This is a genomic window from Clostridium sp. USBA 49 (assembly GCF_900167505.1).
Taxonomy (GTDB): Bacteria; Bacillota; Clostridia; order Clostridiales; family Clostridiaceae; genus Clostridium_AT; species Clostridium_AT prolinivorans.
On sequence record NZ_FUYD01000004.1, the window covers coordinates 173,889 to 191,873 of the forward strand.

Annotated in this window: 16 protein-coding genes and 1 riboswitch; of the genes, 2 read left to right on the top strand and 14 right to left on the bottom strand. The window is 26.5% G+C overall.

The window, feature by feature from the left end; all coding sequences use genetic code 11:
- Positions 1 to 56: 56 nt before the first annotated feature.
- From raiA to B5D11_RS05925, 4 genes are all read right to left on the bottom strand, one after another.
- The gene (raiA, locus tag B5D11_RS05910) at positions 57 to 593 is read right to left on the bottom strand and encodes a ribosome hibernation-promoting factor, HPF/YfiA family (RefSeq protein WP_078682121.1); all 537 of its coding nucleotides are present in this window, start codon (positions 591 to 593) and stop codon (positions 57 to 59) included.
- 870 nt (positions 594 to 1,463) lie between these two features.
- A complete protein-coding gene (locus B5D11_RS05915; RefSeq protein ID WP_078682122.1) occupies positions 1,464 to 2,135 on the bottom strand; it encodes a ComF family protein in 672 nt (223 codons plus the stop codon).
- On the bottom strand, positions 2,108 to 3,007 hold the full coding sequence (locus B5D11_RS05920; protein ID WP_078682123.1) for a hypothetical protein: 900 nt from the start codon (positions 3,005 to 3,007) through the stop codon (positions 2,108 to 2,110). The genes B5D11_RS05915 and B5D11_RS05920 overlap by 28 nt, the downstream gene beginning before the upstream one ends.
- Positions 3,008 to 3,167: 160 nt before the next feature.
- Positions 3,168 to 5,387 carry an SF1B family DNA helicase RecD2 gene (locus B5D11_RS05925; RefSeq protein WP_078682124.1) on the bottom strand — a complete coding sequence of 740 codons (2,220 nt, stop codon included), beginning with the start codon at positions 5,385 to 5,387 and terminating at the stop codon, positions 3,168 to 3,170.
- Positions 5,388 to 5,711: 324 nt separating this feature from the next.
- Here B5D11_RS05925 and nagA point away from each other — a divergent pair, with 324 nt between their 5' ends.
- Positions 5,712 to 6,860 (top strand): N-acetylglucosamine-6-phosphate deacetylase, encoded by a 1,149-nt coding sequence (nagA, locus tag B5D11_RS05930; protein ID WP_078682125.1) that lies wholly within the window; start codon positions 5,712 to 5,714, stop codon positions 6,858 to 6,860.
- 215 nt (positions 6,861 to 7,075) lie between these two features.
- Here the strand turns inward: nagA and B5D11_RS05935 are convergent, their stop codons facing one another.
- The 3 genes from B5D11_RS05935 to B5D11_RS05945 all read right to left on the bottom strand — a co-directional run bounded on the left by B5D11_RS05935 (position 7,076) and on the right by B5D11_RS05945 (position 9,705).
- Positions 7,076 to 7,324 carry a hypothetical protein gene (locus B5D11_RS05935; RefSeq protein ID WP_078682126.1) on the bottom strand — a complete coding sequence of 83 codons (249 nt, stop codon included), beginning with the start codon at positions 7,322 to 7,324 and terminating at the stop codon, positions 7,076 to 7,078.
- Positions 7,325 to 7,426: 102 nt separating this feature from the next.
- On the bottom strand, positions 7,427 to 8,605 hold the full coding sequence (metK, locus tag B5D11_RS05940) for a methionine adenosyltransferase (RefSeq protein ID WP_078682127.1): 1,179 nt from the start codon (positions 8,603 to 8,605) through the stop codon (positions 7,427 to 7,429).
- A 71-nt stretch (positions 8,606 to 8,676) separates the two neighbouring features.
- A riboswitch (SAM riboswitch) is annotated at positions 8,677 to 8,776 on the bottom strand.
- A 236-nt stretch (positions 8,777 to 9,012) separates the two neighbouring features.
- Entirely contained in the window at positions 9,013 to 9,705 is a 693-nt protein-coding gene (locus B5D11_RS05945) for a hypothetical protein (RefSeq protein ID WP_078682128.1), read from the bottom strand.
- Between the two features lie 196 nt (positions 9,706 to 9,901).
- Between B5D11_RS05945 and yyaC the strand changes: the two genes are divergently transcribed.
- Entirely contained in the window at positions 9,902 to 10,444 is a 543-nt protein-coding gene (gene yyaC / locus B5D11_RS05950) for a spore protease YyaC (RefSeq protein WP_078682129.1), read from the top strand.
- A gap of 249 nt (positions 10,445 to 10,693) precedes the next feature.
- Here the strand turns inward: yyaC and B5D11_RS05955 are convergent, their stop codons facing one another.
- From B5D11_RS05955 to wecB, 7 genes are all read right to left on the bottom strand, one after another.
- The gene (locus B5D11_RS05955; protein WP_078682130.1) at positions 10,694 to 11,728 is read right to left on the bottom strand and encodes a rod shape-determining protein; all 1,035 of its coding nucleotides are present in this window, start codon (positions 11,726 to 11,728) and stop codon (positions 10,694 to 10,696) included.
- 100 nt (positions 11,729 to 11,828) lie between these two features.
- Entirely contained in the window at positions 11,829 to 12,083 is a 255-nt protein-coding gene (gene spoIIID / locus B5D11_RS05960; protein WP_078682131.1) for a sporulation transcriptional regulator SpoIIID, read from the bottom strand.
- Between the two features lie 176 nt (positions 12,084 to 12,259).
- A complete protein-coding gene (locus B5D11_RS05965; RefSeq protein ID WP_078682132.1) occupies positions 12,260 to 13,036 on the bottom strand; it encodes a M23 family metallopeptidase in 777 nt (258 codons plus the stop codon).
- Between the two features lie 462 nt (positions 13,037 to 13,498).
- A complete protein-coding gene (gene spoIID / locus B5D11_RS05970; RefSeq protein WP_078682133.1) occupies positions 13,499 to 14,554 on the bottom strand; it encodes a stage II sporulation protein D in 1,056 nt (351 codons plus the stop codon).
- 96 nt (positions 14,555 to 14,650) lie between these two features.
- Complete coding sequence (murA, locus tag B5D11_RS05975) at positions 14,651 to 15,910, bottom strand: UDP-N-acetylglucosamine 1-carboxyvinyltransferase (protein ID WP_078682134.1); 1,260 nt, start codon at positions 15,908 to 15,910, stop codon at positions 14,651 to 14,653.
- Positions 15,911 to 15,927: 17 nt separating this feature from the next.
- Positions 15,928 to 16,617: a YwmB family TATA-box binding protein gene (locus B5D11_RS05980; protein ID WP_078682135.1), complete on the bottom strand. Its 690-nt coding sequence runs from the start codon at positions 16,615 to 16,617 to the stop codon at positions 15,928 to 15,930.
- A gap of 211 nt (positions 16,618 to 16,828) precedes the next feature.
- Positions 16,829 to 17,977 carry a non-hydrolyzing UDP-N-acetylglucosamine 2-epimerase gene (wecB, locus tag B5D11_RS05985; protein ID WP_078682136.1) on the bottom strand — a complete coding sequence of 383 codons (1,149 nt, stop codon included), beginning with the start codon at positions 17,975 to 17,977 and terminating at the stop codon, positions 16,829 to 16,831.
- Positions 17,978 to 17,985: the final 8 nt, after the last annotated feature.

Below are 17,985 nucleotides of genomic sequence, written 5' to 3' on the forward strand. Positions count from 1 at the left end.
AACATAATAAAGGACACAAGCTTTAAGCCTATGCCCTTATGGTTAATTTAATTTACTTAAAATTCCGGTTCAATTAAACCATAATTTCCATCTTTTCTTTTATAAACTACGTTTACATCTCCAGTATCAGCATTTGAATATACGAAGAAATCATGACCTAAAAGATCCATTTGAAGTACTGCTTCTTCAGATGACATTGGTTTTATTGCAAATTTTTTAGTTTTAACTATTTTAGGTTCTTTAACTTCATCAGCACTATATTCATATATAGGTATATTTTGATATTTTAATGGAACATTTGAATGATATTTTCTTTCAAGTCTTGATTTATGCTTAACTATCTGTCTTTCAAGTTTATCGCTTACTATATCAATAGCTGCATACATGTCAGAGTTGGCTTCTTCGCTTCTTAAAAGTACACCATTAAACCTTATGGTTACTTCAATTATTTTTCTTGCCTTCTGCACACTTAAAGTTACAAAAGCCTCTTGTTCACTATCGAAAAATTTATCCAATCTAGATAATTTTTTTTCAATAGCATTTCTTAAGCCTTCTGTAACCTCGATGTTTTTCCCTAATATGTTTACCTTCATAAAGACAGCCCCTCTCTACTTATATTAAATCTATAATATAAGATTTTAAATAGTAAATTTTTATTTCTTAAGTATATTTTGTTAATATAATTTTATAGCGAATTTTACCAAATATCAATAGTAATTTTTATAATTAACAAAATATTTAATAAATTCACATTTTTATTACTTATGTTACACAAAATGCAATAATTTTTGATTTTTTATATTTAAAATATTATATTTATATATAGCGTTGCTTTATAATTATATGTATTTTTTTATTTTATATCCTTAAAGATTTTTAGTTAAATTTTAATAATCAGAAATTTATAGAAAAAAATGTAAATTTTTTAATTAGCTGCAATTTCATTAACCTCAATAAGCTGTAATTTAATTTTCATTACACAATTTATAGTATATGTAAATTTCTATTGCATCTATATATAGTTATTAATATTTAATAAAAATCCCTTTTGCAATATAATTATTTTATAATAATTTACTATATATATTTTAAAATATATTTAAAATTCTTATTTTTTTATTTTTTAAAGTAGTTTCAAGTAAAACTAAAGAAATAGCATTAAATAACCCTAATAAATAATATTAAAATAATAAAAAAATAATGTGATGTATTAGCCATATAAAAACCGATACACCACATTATTTTTACTATAAGTTAGTTGACCTGGTCTTTGCCCCCACACTCGCCTGCTGGAGTTTTTGCTACTCGGCATTATCCTCTCACTACTCACTCTCTCGTAAATTTACGGCAGGACTTACTTCTAAGCCGCACCATGCTCATTAAACATTTGTTTAACTTACGTGGGTCGTTTTGCCTGCGACTGGCATCGACTTTCAACCACAAACCTAACTTATCATTTTTTATTATACTCTACTTTTTGCTGCTGTCAATATAATGACCTCTTTCGCTCCTTTAGATAAAAGCTCTTTGCTGCAGCAAAAAGCTGTAGCTCCTGTAGTAAATACATCATCAATAAGTAATATTTTTTTATCTTTAAAATATTTTTTATTTACTGCTTTAAAACTGTTTTTTAGATTTTCCCAACGCATATCATCATCTAATCCTATTTGATCTTTTGTATATTTTATTTTTTTTAAACAATTTACAATAGGTTTTTTATTATAATTTGAAATACGTTTAGCTAAAAATTTGCTTTGATTAAATCCTCTATGGCTAAGAGATTTTCTATGAATAGGAACAAATGATACTATATCATATGAAATTTGTTTTTCTTTTATAGTTTCAAAAAGAATATTGCTTAAAACTTCACCACATCTAAAATCACATTTATATTTTAATTTTTTAATTAGTTCCATTACTATTCCATTATAATAAGTAGAACTATAACACAAAAGTTCTATATTATCCTTTTTTAAATTAAATTCTTTATTTAAATTATTTATTTTTCTACTGCATTTAATGCAAAGAAAACTATCTTCATGGCAGTAATCATTACAAATAATACAATTTTCATCATTGTTGTATATTACACTTAAAGAACTTTCTATTAAATATCTAATAATCCCTTTTCCCATGCTTCTTTATTAAAACATCTTATTATATTTTTAGCTTTATCCATATTTTCACTTTCAGTATTAGCTAAAAATATGACTTCTTCTCCTTTTAAATATTTGTTTCTTCCTGCCTTTGCACAAAAATATATTAATTTTTTATAATCAAAATATAAATTGTCTGCATGATATACTATTATATCTGTATCCTGCATATTTATAGATTCTTCTTTGTAATCATTTGTAATTAATATAGCTTTTTTTATTTTAGAAAAATTATATAATATTTTTTCATCATTTTCATTGGCTATATAATACATAATATTTTTGCCTAAATTATCTTTAAAATTTATAAAATACGAATAGACATTATATACATCTTCTTTACTTGGAAGATAAATTATAATTTTTCTATCATTAGAAATTAAAAATTTTAAATAATCATATATTATATATGGAATATCTTTATTTAAATCTACTCGTGTAATTACATATCTTGGCTCTATTAAAGGCATTCTATTAATTCTTGTAGGTATAATTATATCCTTTATATTTTTAAATATACTCTCTATAGAAAAACATATTGCTTTACCATTCTCATCTAAACATTTTATAACTAAATCTAATATTTCATAACTAGTATATTCTGGAAAACTATTTACATCATCATATACAACTAAATTATATTTATTTTTTAATTTTACAGCATTTTTATAATTACATATGATTAAAGAAGCATTTTCAGAAACATAACTATTTCTTATATAAGTATAATCTCTAAAGTCAGTGTATTTTTTTATTACATTTAATATTTGAATATTATTTTCATTTTCTCCTGTTATGTAAAGAACTTTTTTATCTTTGTCTATAAAATATAGTAAAGTTTTTAAAAGCACATTAGGCGGATTATAAGGAGGGGAAATAACATTTAAAGCTTTTTCTCTTCCTAAGCACCAATTAAATATACTTTCAGAAATTTTATCTTTATAATTTATAAAATTAGATGTTTTATAAATAACTATAAAAATCCCCTGCCTTTCCTACCTTTATAATCTTTTATTTTTCATTGTCTATTATATTTTTAATTCTCCAATTTAAAGCAGAAAATCTTTCAAAGCTTTTATTATTGTTTATCATAAATTGTATTGCTTTAATAGAACCTACTAAAACTACCATTTGTTTAGCTCTTGTTATTCCTGTATAAAGAAGATTTTTATTCATAAGAAGGGGAGGCCCCATAAAAGCAGGCATAATAACTACAGGAAATTCGCTGCCTTGACTTTTATGTATAGTTATAGCATAAGCTAAATCTAATTCATCTAATGAAGTACTATCATAATATACTCTTTTTTCATCATCAAAATTTACTATAATAGTATCATTTTCTTCATCTATTTCTTCTATATAGCCTACATCTCCATTAAATATACCTGTTCCTTCAGGCTCTCCTTCTCCTTTTATTCTAGTCCATTTTATACTATAATTATTTTTAATCTGCATTACTTTATCGCCGGTTCTAAATATAATATCTCTAAATACCTTTTCGTTTTTATAAGGTTTTTTAGGATTTAATATTTCTTGAAGTTTTTTATTGAGATTAAAAACTCCTAAATTCCCTTTTCTCATTGGAGAGAGAATCTGAATATGCTGCATTTTATTCCATTCTTTATTGAATTTAGGTAATCTTATGTTTATAAGTTCTATTATTGTGTTTAATATTTCATTTTGATTATCATTTCTTATAAAATAAAAGTCTTTATTTTTTTCATTTAAAATAGGCATTTCTCCACTATTAATTTTATGAGCATTTACAATAATCATGCTTTCTTTTGCCTGTCTAAATATATGTTTAAGCCTTACAACTTTAACACATTTACTCTCTATTATATCTCTTAATACATTACCAGGTCCTACAGAAGGGAGCTGATCTACATCGCCAACTATTATTACTCTGGTGCCTATAGAAACAGCTTTAAGTAAACTATTCATAAGCATAATATCTATCATAGAAGCTTCATCAATTATTATTACATCACATTCTAAAGGTGAAGATTCATCTCTTATAAAATCTAAATTTTCATCTTCACCTATTCCTATCTCTAAAAGCCTATGTATTGTTTTTGCTTCTCTACCTGTAGCTTCAGTCATTCTTTTAGCAGCTCTTCCAGTTGGTGCAGCCATAAATACTTTCATACTAGCTTTTTCAAATATACCTGTAATACAATTTATTATGGTAGTTTTCCCCGTTCCAGGACCTCCAGTAATAATTTCTATTCCATTTTCAAAAGCCCCTTTTATTGCCTCTATTTGAGTTTTTTCAAAATTTATATTATTTATTCTTTCAAATTCCTTTATCTCAAACTCTACATCAATATTTATAGGTTGGTATTCGCTAAAGGCCAAAGTAAGTATTTTACGCGTTACTCCAAGTTCACAATAATAAAAAGGTATATTAAAAACACATTCTTTTCCATCTATGACTTCAACCTTTACATTTCCCTCAAGAGCACTATTATATAATACTTTTTCTATTTCCTCTTCTGACACTAAAAGTAATTTTTTGCACTCTTTTACTAATAGATCTAAAGGCATATAAGTATTTCCCATAGAACAAAAATCATTTACTATATACTTTATACCACTTTTTATTCTAAAATCAGAATTCATTTCTACACCAAGATTTCTAGCTATTTTATCTGCAGTTTTAAAGCCTATTCCTGATATTTCTTCGCAAAGTATATATGGATTTTGTTTTACAATATTTATGGAATCAATGCCAAATTTTTTATATATTTTTATACATTGATTAGGAGTAACTCCATAGTTTTGAAGGAAAAGCATTATATTTTTAATTTCTTTCTGTCTTAAATAAGATTCTTTTATAATTTCAACTTTTTTATCTCCTATTCCCTCAATATCTATAAGTTTATCTATATCATTATCCAATATATCTAAAGTTTTATCTCCGAATTTTTCTACAATCTTCTTTGCAGTTACAGGTCCTATACCAGATATAACTCCTGATGCTAGATATTTTTCAATATCATAAGCTGTACTAGGAACTAATTCTTCATAAGCTTCTACTTTAAATTGTTTACCAAATTGAGGGTGAATAACCCATTGACCTTCAATTTTTAAATTTTGTCCTTCTGTTAAATATGGTATAAATCCAACAAAAGTAACTTTTTCATTTTCAGTTTTTATATTTGCTACTACATATCCATTATCTTCATTTTGAAATATTATATCTTCAACTAATCCTTGTATTTCTGGCATAAAATCGCCCCTATATTTAAAGTTTATATTTATACATTTTTAACAATAAAATATTATATATATAGAATACTTCAAAATAAACTATTTCTCAACCTTATATTACTTAAACATAATTTTTTAATAAAAAACTCAAATTTTAAAAATCCTATAGTATAATAAAATAATAATCTAAAAAGAAAATATGTTTTATATTAAAAGAGATCGTTTTTTAATATATTCATAAATTAAACTTTAAGTTTTATATATACTAAATTGGGTTGACTATTATGTTTAAAAATTTTACTATATAAATAAACGTAAAATTAGCTATAGGAGGCAAAATTTATGTTAATTAAAAATTGTAAAATAATATTTGAAAATAAAATTGAATTTGGAAACGTTCTAATAAAGAATGGAAAAATAGAGAAAATAGACATTGAATTTTTAGATAATAATGAAATTGATGATAATGAAATTATAGATGCAAAAGGTTTATATCTTTCTCCCGGATTTATAGATATTCATATTCATGGTGCAGGTGGCTGCGATACAATGGACGGCACTGTAGAATCTTTAAATACTATAGCTAAAACAATCGCTAATTATGGTACTACTTCCTTTCTTCCTACAACAATGACTTGCCCTATAGAAGATATAAAAAAAGCAGTTGATTCTGCTTCTCAATGTATGAAATATGGTACAGAAGGAGCAAATATACTTGGAGTTCATCTTGAAGGTCCTTTTATAAGTCCATATATGATAGGTGCCCAAAATCCAAAATATATTCAAAAGCCTTCTATTGATACTTTTAATCTTATTGCAAAAGATAATATAACTGCCATTAAAAGTATAACATTAGCCCCGGAAATAGAAGGAAGTAAAGAGCTTATTAAATATTTAAAAGATAAAAACATAATAGTTTCTATAGGTCATTCTAAAGCTACATATAAAGAAACTTTAGAAGGAATAAAATGTGGAATTAGTCACTCAACTCATCTTTATAACGCTATGACTCCTCTTCATCATAGAGAACCTGGAATAGTAGGTGCTGTTTTTGATACTGATATTACTACTGAAACTATTTCTGATGGAATTCATATAAGTTATCCATCGCTTAGAATTGCATATAAACAAAAGGGACTTGATAAAGTTATTTTGATAACAGATGCAATGATGGCTTGCGGTATGCCAGATGGAAAATATTCTTTAGGAGGTCAAGATGTATTTGTTAAAAATGGTGCTGCAAGGCTTAAAGAAGGTAATTTAGCCGGATCAATATTAACTTTGGATGATGCAATAAGAAATATATATAAAAATTCAAATTATAAACTTTATGAAATAGTAAAAATGGCAACTTATAATGCTGCTAAACATTGCAAGGTTGATAACAAAAAAGGCCTCATAAAAGAAGGTTATGATGCAGATTTAGTTTTATTTGATGAAAATATTAATATTAAAAAAGTAATTATTGGGGGCAAAATATTTAAATCTTAATAAAATAAATTAAAACTAATAAATTAAACCCCAAAATATTATTTATAATTTTGTCTTAATCTAAAATTATAATTTTATAATTAAATTACTATAATAGCTAAACTACCCTTTTATTATATTTTAGGTTAAGTTTCACTATATTTATCTATTTTAAAAATCTATTTTTATAAATAAATAGCACTTAATTATTAAAAATATTTTATAGATTAATTATTCTATTTTTCTTTAAAATAAGAATTTAATCTTTTTTCTAAAAAATAAGATATTAAAGGTATGGTTATTAAAATTATAAATAATGATATAAAAAAACTTGGATTTATTTTGAAAACAAGAGCTATTTTATTTATAAAATTTATAAAAGAATATATAGAAAGAATTGCACTTCCTAAAAGTACTATAGCTATTAATATAAATGCTTTTGAAAAAGTTACCCTTATTATATGAAAAAATTTAGCTAATTTCATAGTAATACCTCTTTTCTTTTTATATATTAAGAGTATTGACAATTTAAAATAATTTATTTATTAAATATTAGTTATACAATAAAGACTGCTTATTTGCAGTCTTTATTGTATATATTCTTTAATTTCATTAACTTTATCTAATCTTTCCCATGGAAGGTCTAAATCCGTTCTACCAAAATGTCCATAAGCTGCAGTTTGTTTATATATTGGTCTTCTTAAGTCTAGATTTTTTATTATAGCAGCAGGTCTTAAATCAAATACTTTATTTATAATTTCTATAATTTTATCATCTGAAATTTTTCCAGTTCCAAATGTATCAACCTCTATAGATACTGGTTTTGCAACTCCTATAGCATAAGCAATTTCTACTTCTAACTTATCAGCTACACCAGCAGCAACTAAATTTTTAGCAACATATCTTGCTGCATAAGCTCCAGATCTATCTACTTTTGTTGGATCTTTACCTGAAAAAGCACCACCGCCATGTCTTCCATATCCACCATAAGTATCAACTATAATCTTTCTTCCAGTAAGACCAGAATCTCCTTGTGGTCCTCCAACAACAAATCTTCCTGTTGGATTTATGAAGTATTTTGTATTTTCATCTAAAAGATCTGCTGAAACTACTTTATTTATAACATGTTCCATTAAATCTTTTTCTATTTGTTCTCTTGTTACTTCTGAATCATGCTGAGTGGATATAACAATTGTATCTATTCTAATTGGCTTATCATCTTCATATTCTACAGTAACTTGTGTTTTTCCATCTGGTCTTAAATAAGATAAAGTTCCATTTTTCCTAACTTCTGAAAGTCTTCTTGCCATTTTGTGTGCTAAAGAAATTGCAAGAGGCATATATTCTTCTGTTTCATTTGTAGCGAAACCAAACATCATACCTTGGTCTCCAGCTCCAATGGCATCTATCTTATCCATTTCTCCTTTTTTTGCCTCAAATGCTTCATTTACTCCCATTGCTATATCTGGAGATTGCTCATCTATAGAAGTTAATACAGAACAAGTATCACAATCAAAACCATATTTAGCTCTGGTATATCCTATATCTTGTATAGTCTTTCTTACTATTTTAGGTATATCTACATAACAATTAGTAGATATCTCTCCCATAACTAAAACCATTCCTGTTGTAACTGCAGTTTCGCAAGCTACTCTAGCATTTGGATCACGAGATAATATTTCATCTAATACAGCGTCAGAAATTTGGTCACAAATTTTATCTGGATGTCCTTCTGTAACAGATTCAGAAGTGAATAATCTTCTCATTTATAAATTTCCCTCCTATGCTACATAAAAAATAAAACCCCTTCATAACGAAGAGGCACGATTAACGTATCCTCTTATCTTGCAGTAAATACTGCTGGAATTGGCACCTTTGTTGTAAAACTGGTTGCCGGGCTTCACAGGGCCATCTCCCTCCACCTCTCTTGATAAGAGATTATAATTTGGATTACTTTTAATTCTAGTACATAATATCACAGTAAAAAATTTCTGTCAATATTTATCGAATAAGCTATTTTGTAGTTATTATACTCAAAATATTATTTATAATATCAAACTAATAATTTTCAAATACTAAACTTTTTAGATATCTTAGAATTATAAAACAAAGTACTAAAGTTTTTAAATAAGTTAAAATTATAAAAAATTTAATATTCTAAAATTTAAATAGTTTAAGATTTAATTTTTTTATATTTTTCTTCTATATTTTTAATATTTTCATATTCTTTATCTGAAAGTCTCTGCTTTAACAAATTTAATGCATTTATTATATCTGCATTATTTATATATTCCTCTATTTTACTCTGATCTATAGGGGACAATGTTTTTGAAACAGTCAGTATTTTTTCTTTATCTAAATCTGTTATAAGTACATTATTTTTATTAATTGAATTATTAAACACTGATAAATTTTCCTCTGTATTTTCTTTATTATTGTTTTGATTTATTTCTTTATTATTATTTTCTTTATTGCTTTCTTTTAGTTTATTATCAGCTAAGCTATTATTTAAATTTGTAGTATTCTCTTCTTTTAATGCATCTAATAATTCTTTTTCATCTTTATAAGCTCTATCAAATTTAAATCTTATTACGCTTTTAGGTAATGGAGAAAATTTTATATTTTTTTCATTACTATCTGCTATTTTTTCTTTTTCAGAAGTTTGAGTATTTTTAATATTATTATTTAAATTTTTACTCTTTTTAGGTAAAATAGTTTGTACATTAATTTTTTTAATATTTTGAAAAATATTTATTTGATTAATACTATATTTTTCGTTTAAATAATCTTTATTTGTATATACAGTTGCAACTGTATATATAATAGTAAAAAATATAACAATTACAGAATAAAATTTTTTAGACATAAATAAAACCACCTCATCGTATTAGTATCACCTTATTTAATATTTTTATTCATTCTTAATATTTTTATATTTAACAGCATATATATTATTAAATAGTTTATTACAATATAAGTAGAATGAACTTTATTGGCTACTGAATATTGATAGATATTAATCTCTTTTTAATAAAAAATCAATATGATAAGGAGGTTATTTGTTGAGTAAAGTTAAAACTCATTATAAAAACCCACTAGCTTATTACGAAATTGCAAATTTCCTAAAGAATTATATGGATGAAAATACAGTTATTGTATGTATAGGTACAGATAGATGTATAGGGGATTGTTTGGGACCATTAGTAGGAACTTTTTTAAAAGAAAAGTTTTTCCCGTTACCCGTATTTGGTACAATATCAGAACCTATTCATGCTTTGAATATTGATAAAAAGCTCTCTGAAATAAAAACTCTTTTTCCTAAAGCTAATATTATTGGTATAGATGCCTGCTTAGGAGATGATGATAGTATAGGTGAAATTCAAGCACGAGATTATCCTATACACCCTGGAAAAGGTGTTGGTAAATCGTTACCAGAGGTAGGGAAAATTTCTATTATAGGTATTGTAGATTCAAGCGACAATAATGAATTATTTACTAATAGAAATATAAGATTAGATTTAATAGTTGAAATAGCTAAAGTAATAACTCAAGCTATTATACATTCATATTATTTATATGAGAAAAATAAAGCAAAATCAACTTAAAATAAAAATCATTTTTATAGTTAAATATAAAACACATAAAATGCGTAATATCTAATCTTTTAAAAAGATTTATTTTAAAATAGCCACAAATCAAGTATTTTCGTTAAACTTACTAACGTTTAAACAAATAATACTTAATTTGTGACTATTATTTTACAAAAAGTTTTTTAACTTTACTTAATGTCATCACGCATTTTTTATTTATTTCGGCTTATAGGTCTATATATTTTTTAACATCTAAATTAAAATTTATCCTGATATTAATGAAACATCATATCCACTAATTCCAGTATCTATTTTATCTATATATTCTAATACTTTACCTGTTCCTTCTGCCACGCAAGAAACAGCATTGTCAGCTATACGTACAGGTACCTTAGTAACTTCAGCTATAAGGCTATCCAATCCGTTTAATAAAGATCCTCCACCAGTCATTAATATACCTTTTTCAGCAATATCAGCTGCTAACTCAGGAGGAGTTTTTTCAAGGACTGAATGTGTACAATCGGCAATAGCATTGACAGTTTCCCTTAAAGCTTCTCTCATTTCCTCTGAGGATACAATTATATTTTTGGGAAGTCCTGTTATAAGGTCTCTTCCTCTTATTTCCATAGTAATTTCTTTTTCTCTTTTATAGGCTGATCCTATATTTATTTTTAAATCTTCTGCAGTTCTTTCTCCAATCATTAATTTATGTTTTTTTCTAATATATCTTATTATAGATTCATCAAATTTATCTCCAGCTATTTTTATAGAAGCTCGTACTACGATTCCGCCTAAAGAAATTACTGCTATATCTGTAGTACCACCACCAATATCAATAACCATGTTTCCACTTGCTTCGGTTATATCAAGATTAGCACCTATAGCTGCTGCTAAGGGTTCTTCAATTAGATAAACTTTTTTAGCTCCTGCATTTATTGATGCATCTCTTACAGCTCTTTTTTCAACTTCTGTTGCTTGAGATGGAATACATACAACCACTCTAGGAGCAGATATTTTTTTACGACCACAAGCTTTTTTTATAAAATGCTTTAGCATTGCTTCTGTAATATCATAATCTGATATTACTCCATCTCTAAGTGGTCTTATAGCTACTATATTCCCTGGAGTCCTTCCTATCATTTGTCTTGCTTCTTCGCCAACAGCTCTTATTACATTGTTGTTTTTATCAATAGCCACTACAGAAGGTTCTTTGAGTATAACACCCTTTCCTTTGAGGTACACAAGTACTGTAGCTGTACCTAAATCAATCCCCATATCAGTTCCAACTTTAAAAAACATTCCCTTCTCCTCTCTATCTCTCATATAATATAGCAAGTTATATTTAACTTGAATTTATATTAAAATTAAATCATATAGATTAATTATAATAGGAATGCTTTTAACCTTCAATAGCTTTATACTTCATTTTAGTGGCTTTTCCACCTCTAATGTGCCTTTCTGCTTTATTAAAATCTAAAATCATTTTGGCTTCATCTGCAATTTGAGGATTTATTTTGGGTAATCTCTCTGTCATATCTTTGTGTATAGTGCTTTTACTTACTCCAAATACCTTGGCTGTTTTTCTTATTGTAGCTTTGGAATCAATAATATAATTTGCAACTTCAAGTACTCTTTCTTCAATGTAGTCTTTCAAAGTGCTACCTCCTTAACCCTTCTATATTTATAATATGCTTTTATACCCTGTTAAATTACTTTCATTAGCCATTTTCCGATGTTCATTTCGGTAAATGGCTAATGAAATGTTAGTATTTTATGCTATTTGCAAAATAGTATAATATTTTGCAATTTAAAAATAAGTTGATTTTATAACTATTTAGAAAGCGTATATTTTACATATTTAGCAGGATCAACTTTATTTTCATTTTTAGTTATGTCCTTACCCTTTACAACTTCAAAATGTAAGTGGCTGCCATATTTTTCATAGCCTGATCTAAGACTTGTGTTTCCTACTTTACCAATTACTTCACCTTTTTTAACTGATTTATCTTTTGATACTTTTATATCTGGGTCTAAATTGGCATATACAGTAGTTAATCCATTTTGATGATAAATGGCAACATATTTTCCATATTCGCCTTCACCAACTTCTAATACTTTACCATCTAAAGCAGCTACTACTTCTTTACCTAAATCAGTTTTAATATCAATACCTAAAACTGGTCTATATGTGCTAGTGCTATCTGACCATACAGGATCTTCGCTATATGCTCTTGCAAGTGTTCCTTCAACAGGATTAGCAAATTTAGTATCAACAGTTTTTGATACTGCAGCTGAAGTTTTGTTTGTTGAAGTTTTAGTCTGAGTATTATTAGTTTGAGTATTATCTACTGTAGATTTTGAAGGAACAGTATTTTTCTTTACTTGAAGAGCATTATCATACTCTTCATTAGCCTCTTGAGCTACAATTTCAGAGCCTTTTGTATCCTTTGCTGATTCCTGCACTACTGGTGGCTTTACAGGAGTCTTGTTACTTTTTGAAGTAACTGCTGCTACAGTAGCAACTACACACAAGCAAACAAAAAGTACTACATAAAAACCCTCCTTTTTAAAAAAGTTTGACATTTTGTTGAAATTTTTTTTGTCCATACAAACACCTCCTTTTTGTAGTTTGTCCAGTAGATACTAAAAAATACATATTTTATGAAAAAAATTTACTATTTTTTTCTACATTTTTTGACATAATTTATATAAAAATAAGCTGATGTACAAATAACCATTTAGTTAATTGCACATCAGCCATTTCATTTTTGTATTATATTCACTTAAAAGAAACTATTATAAAAAATGATGAGGGATTCCTTGCATTTCTTCTTTTTTTATTTTATATGTTATAAAATATTTTATGACTATCTCACAAAAACTATTTTTCTTAGAATTGATCACTATATTTTTGAAGTAAATCAATAATAAAACATACTACTTCATTGTGTAATGAAAATTTATTTAGAGTTTATTGTGGTTTAATCATATTATGCATAATAATATATTAATTTATTTTTGTCTAAAGCTTATGATAAAGGTATTACAAAATATATTATGCATAAATAATTATTTTATTTCATCTATTTTATTTATATTAACTCCTTTATAGTAGTGAGTTAATATTTCTTTATAGTTACTTCCAGTGTCAGCCATAGCATCAGCTCCCCATTGGCTCATACCGACTCCATGTCCATAACCTTTACAAGTAATATTTATTACTTTAGAATTAAATGCTATCTGAAAATTAGAGGATTTTAAATCAAGCATACTCCTAAAATCCGAACCAGTTATTGTAATATCTCCAATTTTAATTTTTTTTACACTTCCCCCACCTTCAGTTCTTTCTAATATAGATATTTGATTTTTTAATTTATTTTTTGAAACTTTAGCATTAGGATATTTTGAGTTAATTATATTTGCTAACTTGCTATATGTATACTCTGTAGAACTTTCATAATTTTTTAGTTTTTTATCTAAACTACTATCTACACTTTTAAGGTATGGACTATCCCCTGAGAATACATCTACAGCATTTTCAGTTCTGCCACTACTTATGGCAAAATAAAAAGGCCTCATAACTAACTTTCCATCATAAGTTAATACTTCCCCTACAGTATCTGAAACTGCTTTTGTAATTTTACTCCAATACTCAGCTGCCGAAGATTTTTTCCAACCATTAAATCGTTCTTCTTTGCTTAAATATGCTTGACAATGTACTGTATCGCATAAATCTGCCCCTTTACCATTAGAACAACTGCTCCCTCCAAATTCTTCCATATGGGCTAATGCATAAGTTCTTGCTGCTACAGCTTGAGCTTTTAGAGCTTCAATATTAAATTCAGCAGGCATTTCTGCTGAAACCACTCCTCTTACATATTCCTCAAGATCCATCTCAACTATTTTATTTTCTTTAGTTATATACACCTTTACTTTATATTCTTTATTATTATTTTTCAAAATTATATCATCATTTTTTAATTCATAATTTTTTAATTTATCTATACTACTATTATTATTTCCTATTCCTACAACAGATATAGATAATATTATTATAAAAGTTATAACTATTGATATAGAAATAAATAATTTTTTTACATGATTAAAGATAATAACTTTCTGCATAAAAATATCCCCCTCTTTAGTTAATAGCTATAATAAAACCAGCTATAATATAGTTTATTAAGGGGGGATATTAATTATTACCATATAATATTTTATCTAATAAATTACTCTTTCTATATCAGCTCCTAAAGCTTTAAGCTTACCTTCTATATTTACATATCCTCTATCAATATGATATACATCTAAAATTTCGGTATATCCTTCTGCAGCAAGTCCTGCTAATATCAAAGCTGCACCTGCTCTTAAATCTGTAGCTTTAATTTCAGAGCCTGTGAGTTTGTCAACTCCTTCTATAACAGCTGTTCTCCCGTCAATTTTTATATTTGCACCCATTCGTTTTAATTCTTGAGCATGCATAAATCTATTTTCAAAAATAGTCTCTGTTATAATGCTAGTTCCTTTAACTAAAGATAATAAGCTCATCATCTGAGCCTGCATATCTGTCGGAAACCCAGGATAAGGCATAGTTTTTATATCTACAGGTTTTAATTCTTTTCTTCCATCAACAATAATACTATCACCATCTATTTCTAAAAAAACTCCCATTTCTGTAAGTTTTGCTATAACAGGCTTTAAGTGTTCTTCATTTATACCGCAGACTTTAATTATACTTTTTGTTATTGCAGCTGCTACCATATAAGTTCCAGCTTCTATTCTATCATAAATTGGTTTATAGGTAACACCTTTAAGGCATTTTACCCCTGTTATTTTTATTGTATCACTTCCAGCTCCAATTATTTCGGCTCCCATAGCATTTAAAAATTTTGCTAAATCCTCTATTTCAGGTTCTGCTGCTGCATTTTCTATTATAGTTTCTCCATCTGCTAAAACTGCCGCCATCATTATATTTTCTGTTGCTCCAACTGATGGAAAATCTAAATATATTTTACTTCCTATCAACCTTTTGGCAGAAGCCTCAACATAGCCATGTCCTATATTTACATCTGCTCCTAAAGCTGTAAGTCCTTTTAAATGAAGATCAATTGGTCTAGTACCTATGTTACATCCTCCTGGAAGAGATATTTTAAATTTCCCAAATTTAGCTATCATAGGGCCCATAATTAAAAACGATGCTCTCATTTTTCTTACTAATTCACTTGAAGGCTCTCCAAAGGTTAATTTACTTGTATCAATAAATACTTTATTGTTATATTTATCTATTTTTGTATATGCACCTATAGATTTTAATACATCACTTATTACAAATACATCCTCAAGCATAGGAGCGTTTTCTATTATGCATTTATCTTCACTTAATATACTTGCTGCTATTATTGGTAGTACGGAATTTTTAGCTGAACTTATACTTACACTTCCGCTTAATTTGTTCCCACCTTTTATTACTATTTTCTCCATATATATCCCCCATTTCATTAATAAGTTTCTATTATTATAGGAGTACCAATAATGATATAGTTTCCTGAAGTATAACTGCATAGTGCATAATTAAAATCTATATATTTACCATTATTTTTTATAACAGGATATTTACCAGTATAAGCAGTACTAGTGTAACCATTTTCTATTTTTACAGTGTCTATGTTTTTTACCCCATTATCTTTTAATAATACTTCTATATCTTTATTAGTTTTATAAATATCTTTACTTGGAATTTGAGCTTTTATATATTGAAAATACTTCGCTTTATTATAATTTTCTCCCAAAGCATTATCGACAAGCTTTTCTAAACTATTAATACCATTTGTTGATCCCTTTTTTATAATGTTTAATGTGACAGTATTATAGCTATCACCTTTTGTGCTTTCTATGTAACCGTAAATATTATTATTTCTAAATTCTATACAATAAATATTACTTTCTTTAGTAATATTAGTTATAACGTCTTTTAAATTTAATGATTTTAAAATTTTATTACAATAATTTTCACTGTCTTCTTTTGTATTAACTACAGTTTTTATACCATATTCTTCTACACTTCCATTTACTTTAGTTAGTATTTCATTGAAAAAATTAATATTTTTTTTAGCAAATGATAAATTCTTATTAATCCCCCCAAAAAGTATTATTAAAATTAAAACTAGTATAAATAATTTATTTCTCATTTTTTCCTCCTGATTTTAACTTTTTATATAGGTATTAAAACTTATACCCCCTATTTTCTTTATAGATTATTGACAACAAAACGATATTTTATTCTTTAATATATTATTAATATATTAAACTTGCAAAAAAACGTGAAAAAAAAAGAAGGCATTAGCCTTCTTTGAAATATTTATAAATATTTTTTAACCTTTATTTTTTATTTATGTAAAACTATATAAATTCTGATACTCTATCTTTTTTGTAGCCAAAACTATATAATATAGCATCTACTATTCTTTCAGAAGCTTTTCCATCTCCATACGGATTTATAGCTTTAGTCATATTTTGATATTCTTCTTTATTTCTTATTAAATTATTTGCTTCTTTAGTAATACATTCTATATCTGTACCAACAAGTTTTACAGTACCTGCTTTAACAGCCTCTGGTCTTTCTGTTACTTTCCTTAATACTAAAACAGGTTTGCCTAAATGAGGGGCTTCCTCTTGAAGACCTCCCGAATCTGTCATAATCATATAACATTTGTTCATAAGATTATGTGTCTCTTTTGTGTCAAGTGGAGGCAAAAGGTGTACTCTTTCTAATTCGCCTAAACATTTATAAACCACATCTTTTACAACAGGATTAAGATGTACAAGATAAACAATTTCTACATCTTCGTTGTTTTGTACTATATTTTTTAAAGCTTTGCATATATTTTCAATTCCTTCTCCCCAGTTTTCTCTTCTGTGGGCTGTAACCATTATTACTTTTTTATTTTTAAAATCTATACTATTTAAAATTTCATTGTTAAATATATAATCTTTGCACACCGTAAAATTCATTGCGTCTATTATAGTATTACCTGTAACAAAAATATCATTTTCTTTTACACCCTCATTTAAAAGATTTTTCTTGGAAGTTAAGGTAGGTGCAAAATGTAAATCAGCTATAGATCCTGTAAGTTTTCTATTCATTTCTTCAGGAAAAGGAAAATATTTATTAAAAGTTCTAAGTCCTGCTTCAACATGCCCGACTTTAATTTTTTTATAAAAAGCAGCAAGTGCTCCAGCAAAAGTTGTAGTAGTATCTCCATGTACAAGTATTAAATCAGGCTTTTCTTTTTCAAATATTTTCTCTAAGCCTTGAAGAACATTTATAGTAATACCAGTTAAACTTTGTTTAGATTTCATTATATTCAAATCAAAATCAGGGTTTATATTAAATAATTCAAGAACTTGATCTAACATCTGTCTATGTTGTGCAGTAACACATACTAAAGATTCTATTTCATTTCTTTTTTCAAGTTCTTTCACAAGAGGAGCCATTTTAATAGCTTCAGGTCTTGTTCCAAATATTGTTATAACCTTAATTTTTTTCATTTGTATCC

Bases quoted from the DNA above. Each gene is read 5' to 3' on its own strand.
- raiA (WP_078682121.1), bottom strand. From the start codon at position 593: ATGAAGGTAAACATATTAGGGAAAAACATCGAGGTTACAGAAGGCTTA.
- B5D11_RS05915 (WP_078682122.1), bottom strand. From the start codon at position 2,135: ATGGGAAAAGGGATTATTAGATATTTAATAGAAAGTTCTTTAAGTGTA.
- B5D11_RS05925 (WP_078682124.1), bottom strand. From the start codon at position 5,387: ATGCCAGAAATACAAGGATTAGTTGAAGATATAATATTTCAAAATGAA.
- nagA (WP_078682125.1), top strand. From the start codon at position 5,712: ATGTTAATTAAAAATTGTAAAATAATATTTGAAAATAAAATTGAATTT.
- B5D11_RS05935 (WP_078682126.1), bottom strand. From the start codon at position 7,324: ATGAAATTAGCTAAATTTTTTCATATAATAAGGGTAACTTTTTCAAAA.
- metK (WP_078682127.1), bottom strand. From the start codon at position 8,605: ATGAGAAGATTATTCACTTCTGAATCTGTTACAGAAGGACATCCAGAT.
- B5D11_RS05945 (WP_078682128.1), bottom strand. From the start codon at position 9,705: ATGTCTAAAAAATTTTATTCTGTAATTGTTATATTTTTTACTATTATA.
- B5D11_RS05955 (WP_078682130.1), bottom strand. From the start codon at position 11,728: ATGTTTTTTAAAGTTGGAACTGATATGGGGATTGATTTAGGTACAGCT.
- B5D11_RS05965 (WP_078682132.1), bottom strand. From the start codon at position 13,036: ATGGACAAAAAAAATTTCAACAAAATGTCAAACTTTTTTAAAAAGGAG.
- spoIID (WP_078682133.1), bottom strand. From the start codon at position 14,554: ATGCAGAAAGTTATTATCTTTAATCATGTAAAAAAATTATTTATTTCT.
- murA (WP_078682134.1), bottom strand. From the start codon at position 15,910: ATGGAGAAAATAGTAATAAAAGGTGGGAACAAATTAAGCGGAAGTGTA.
- B5D11_RS05980 (WP_078682135.1), bottom strand. From the start codon at position 16,617: ATGAGAAATAAATTATTTATACTAGTTTTAATTTTAATAATACTTTTT.
- wecB (WP_078682136.1), bottom strand. From the start codon at position 17,977: ATGAAAAAAATTAAGGTTATAACAATATTTGGAACAAGACCTGAAGCT.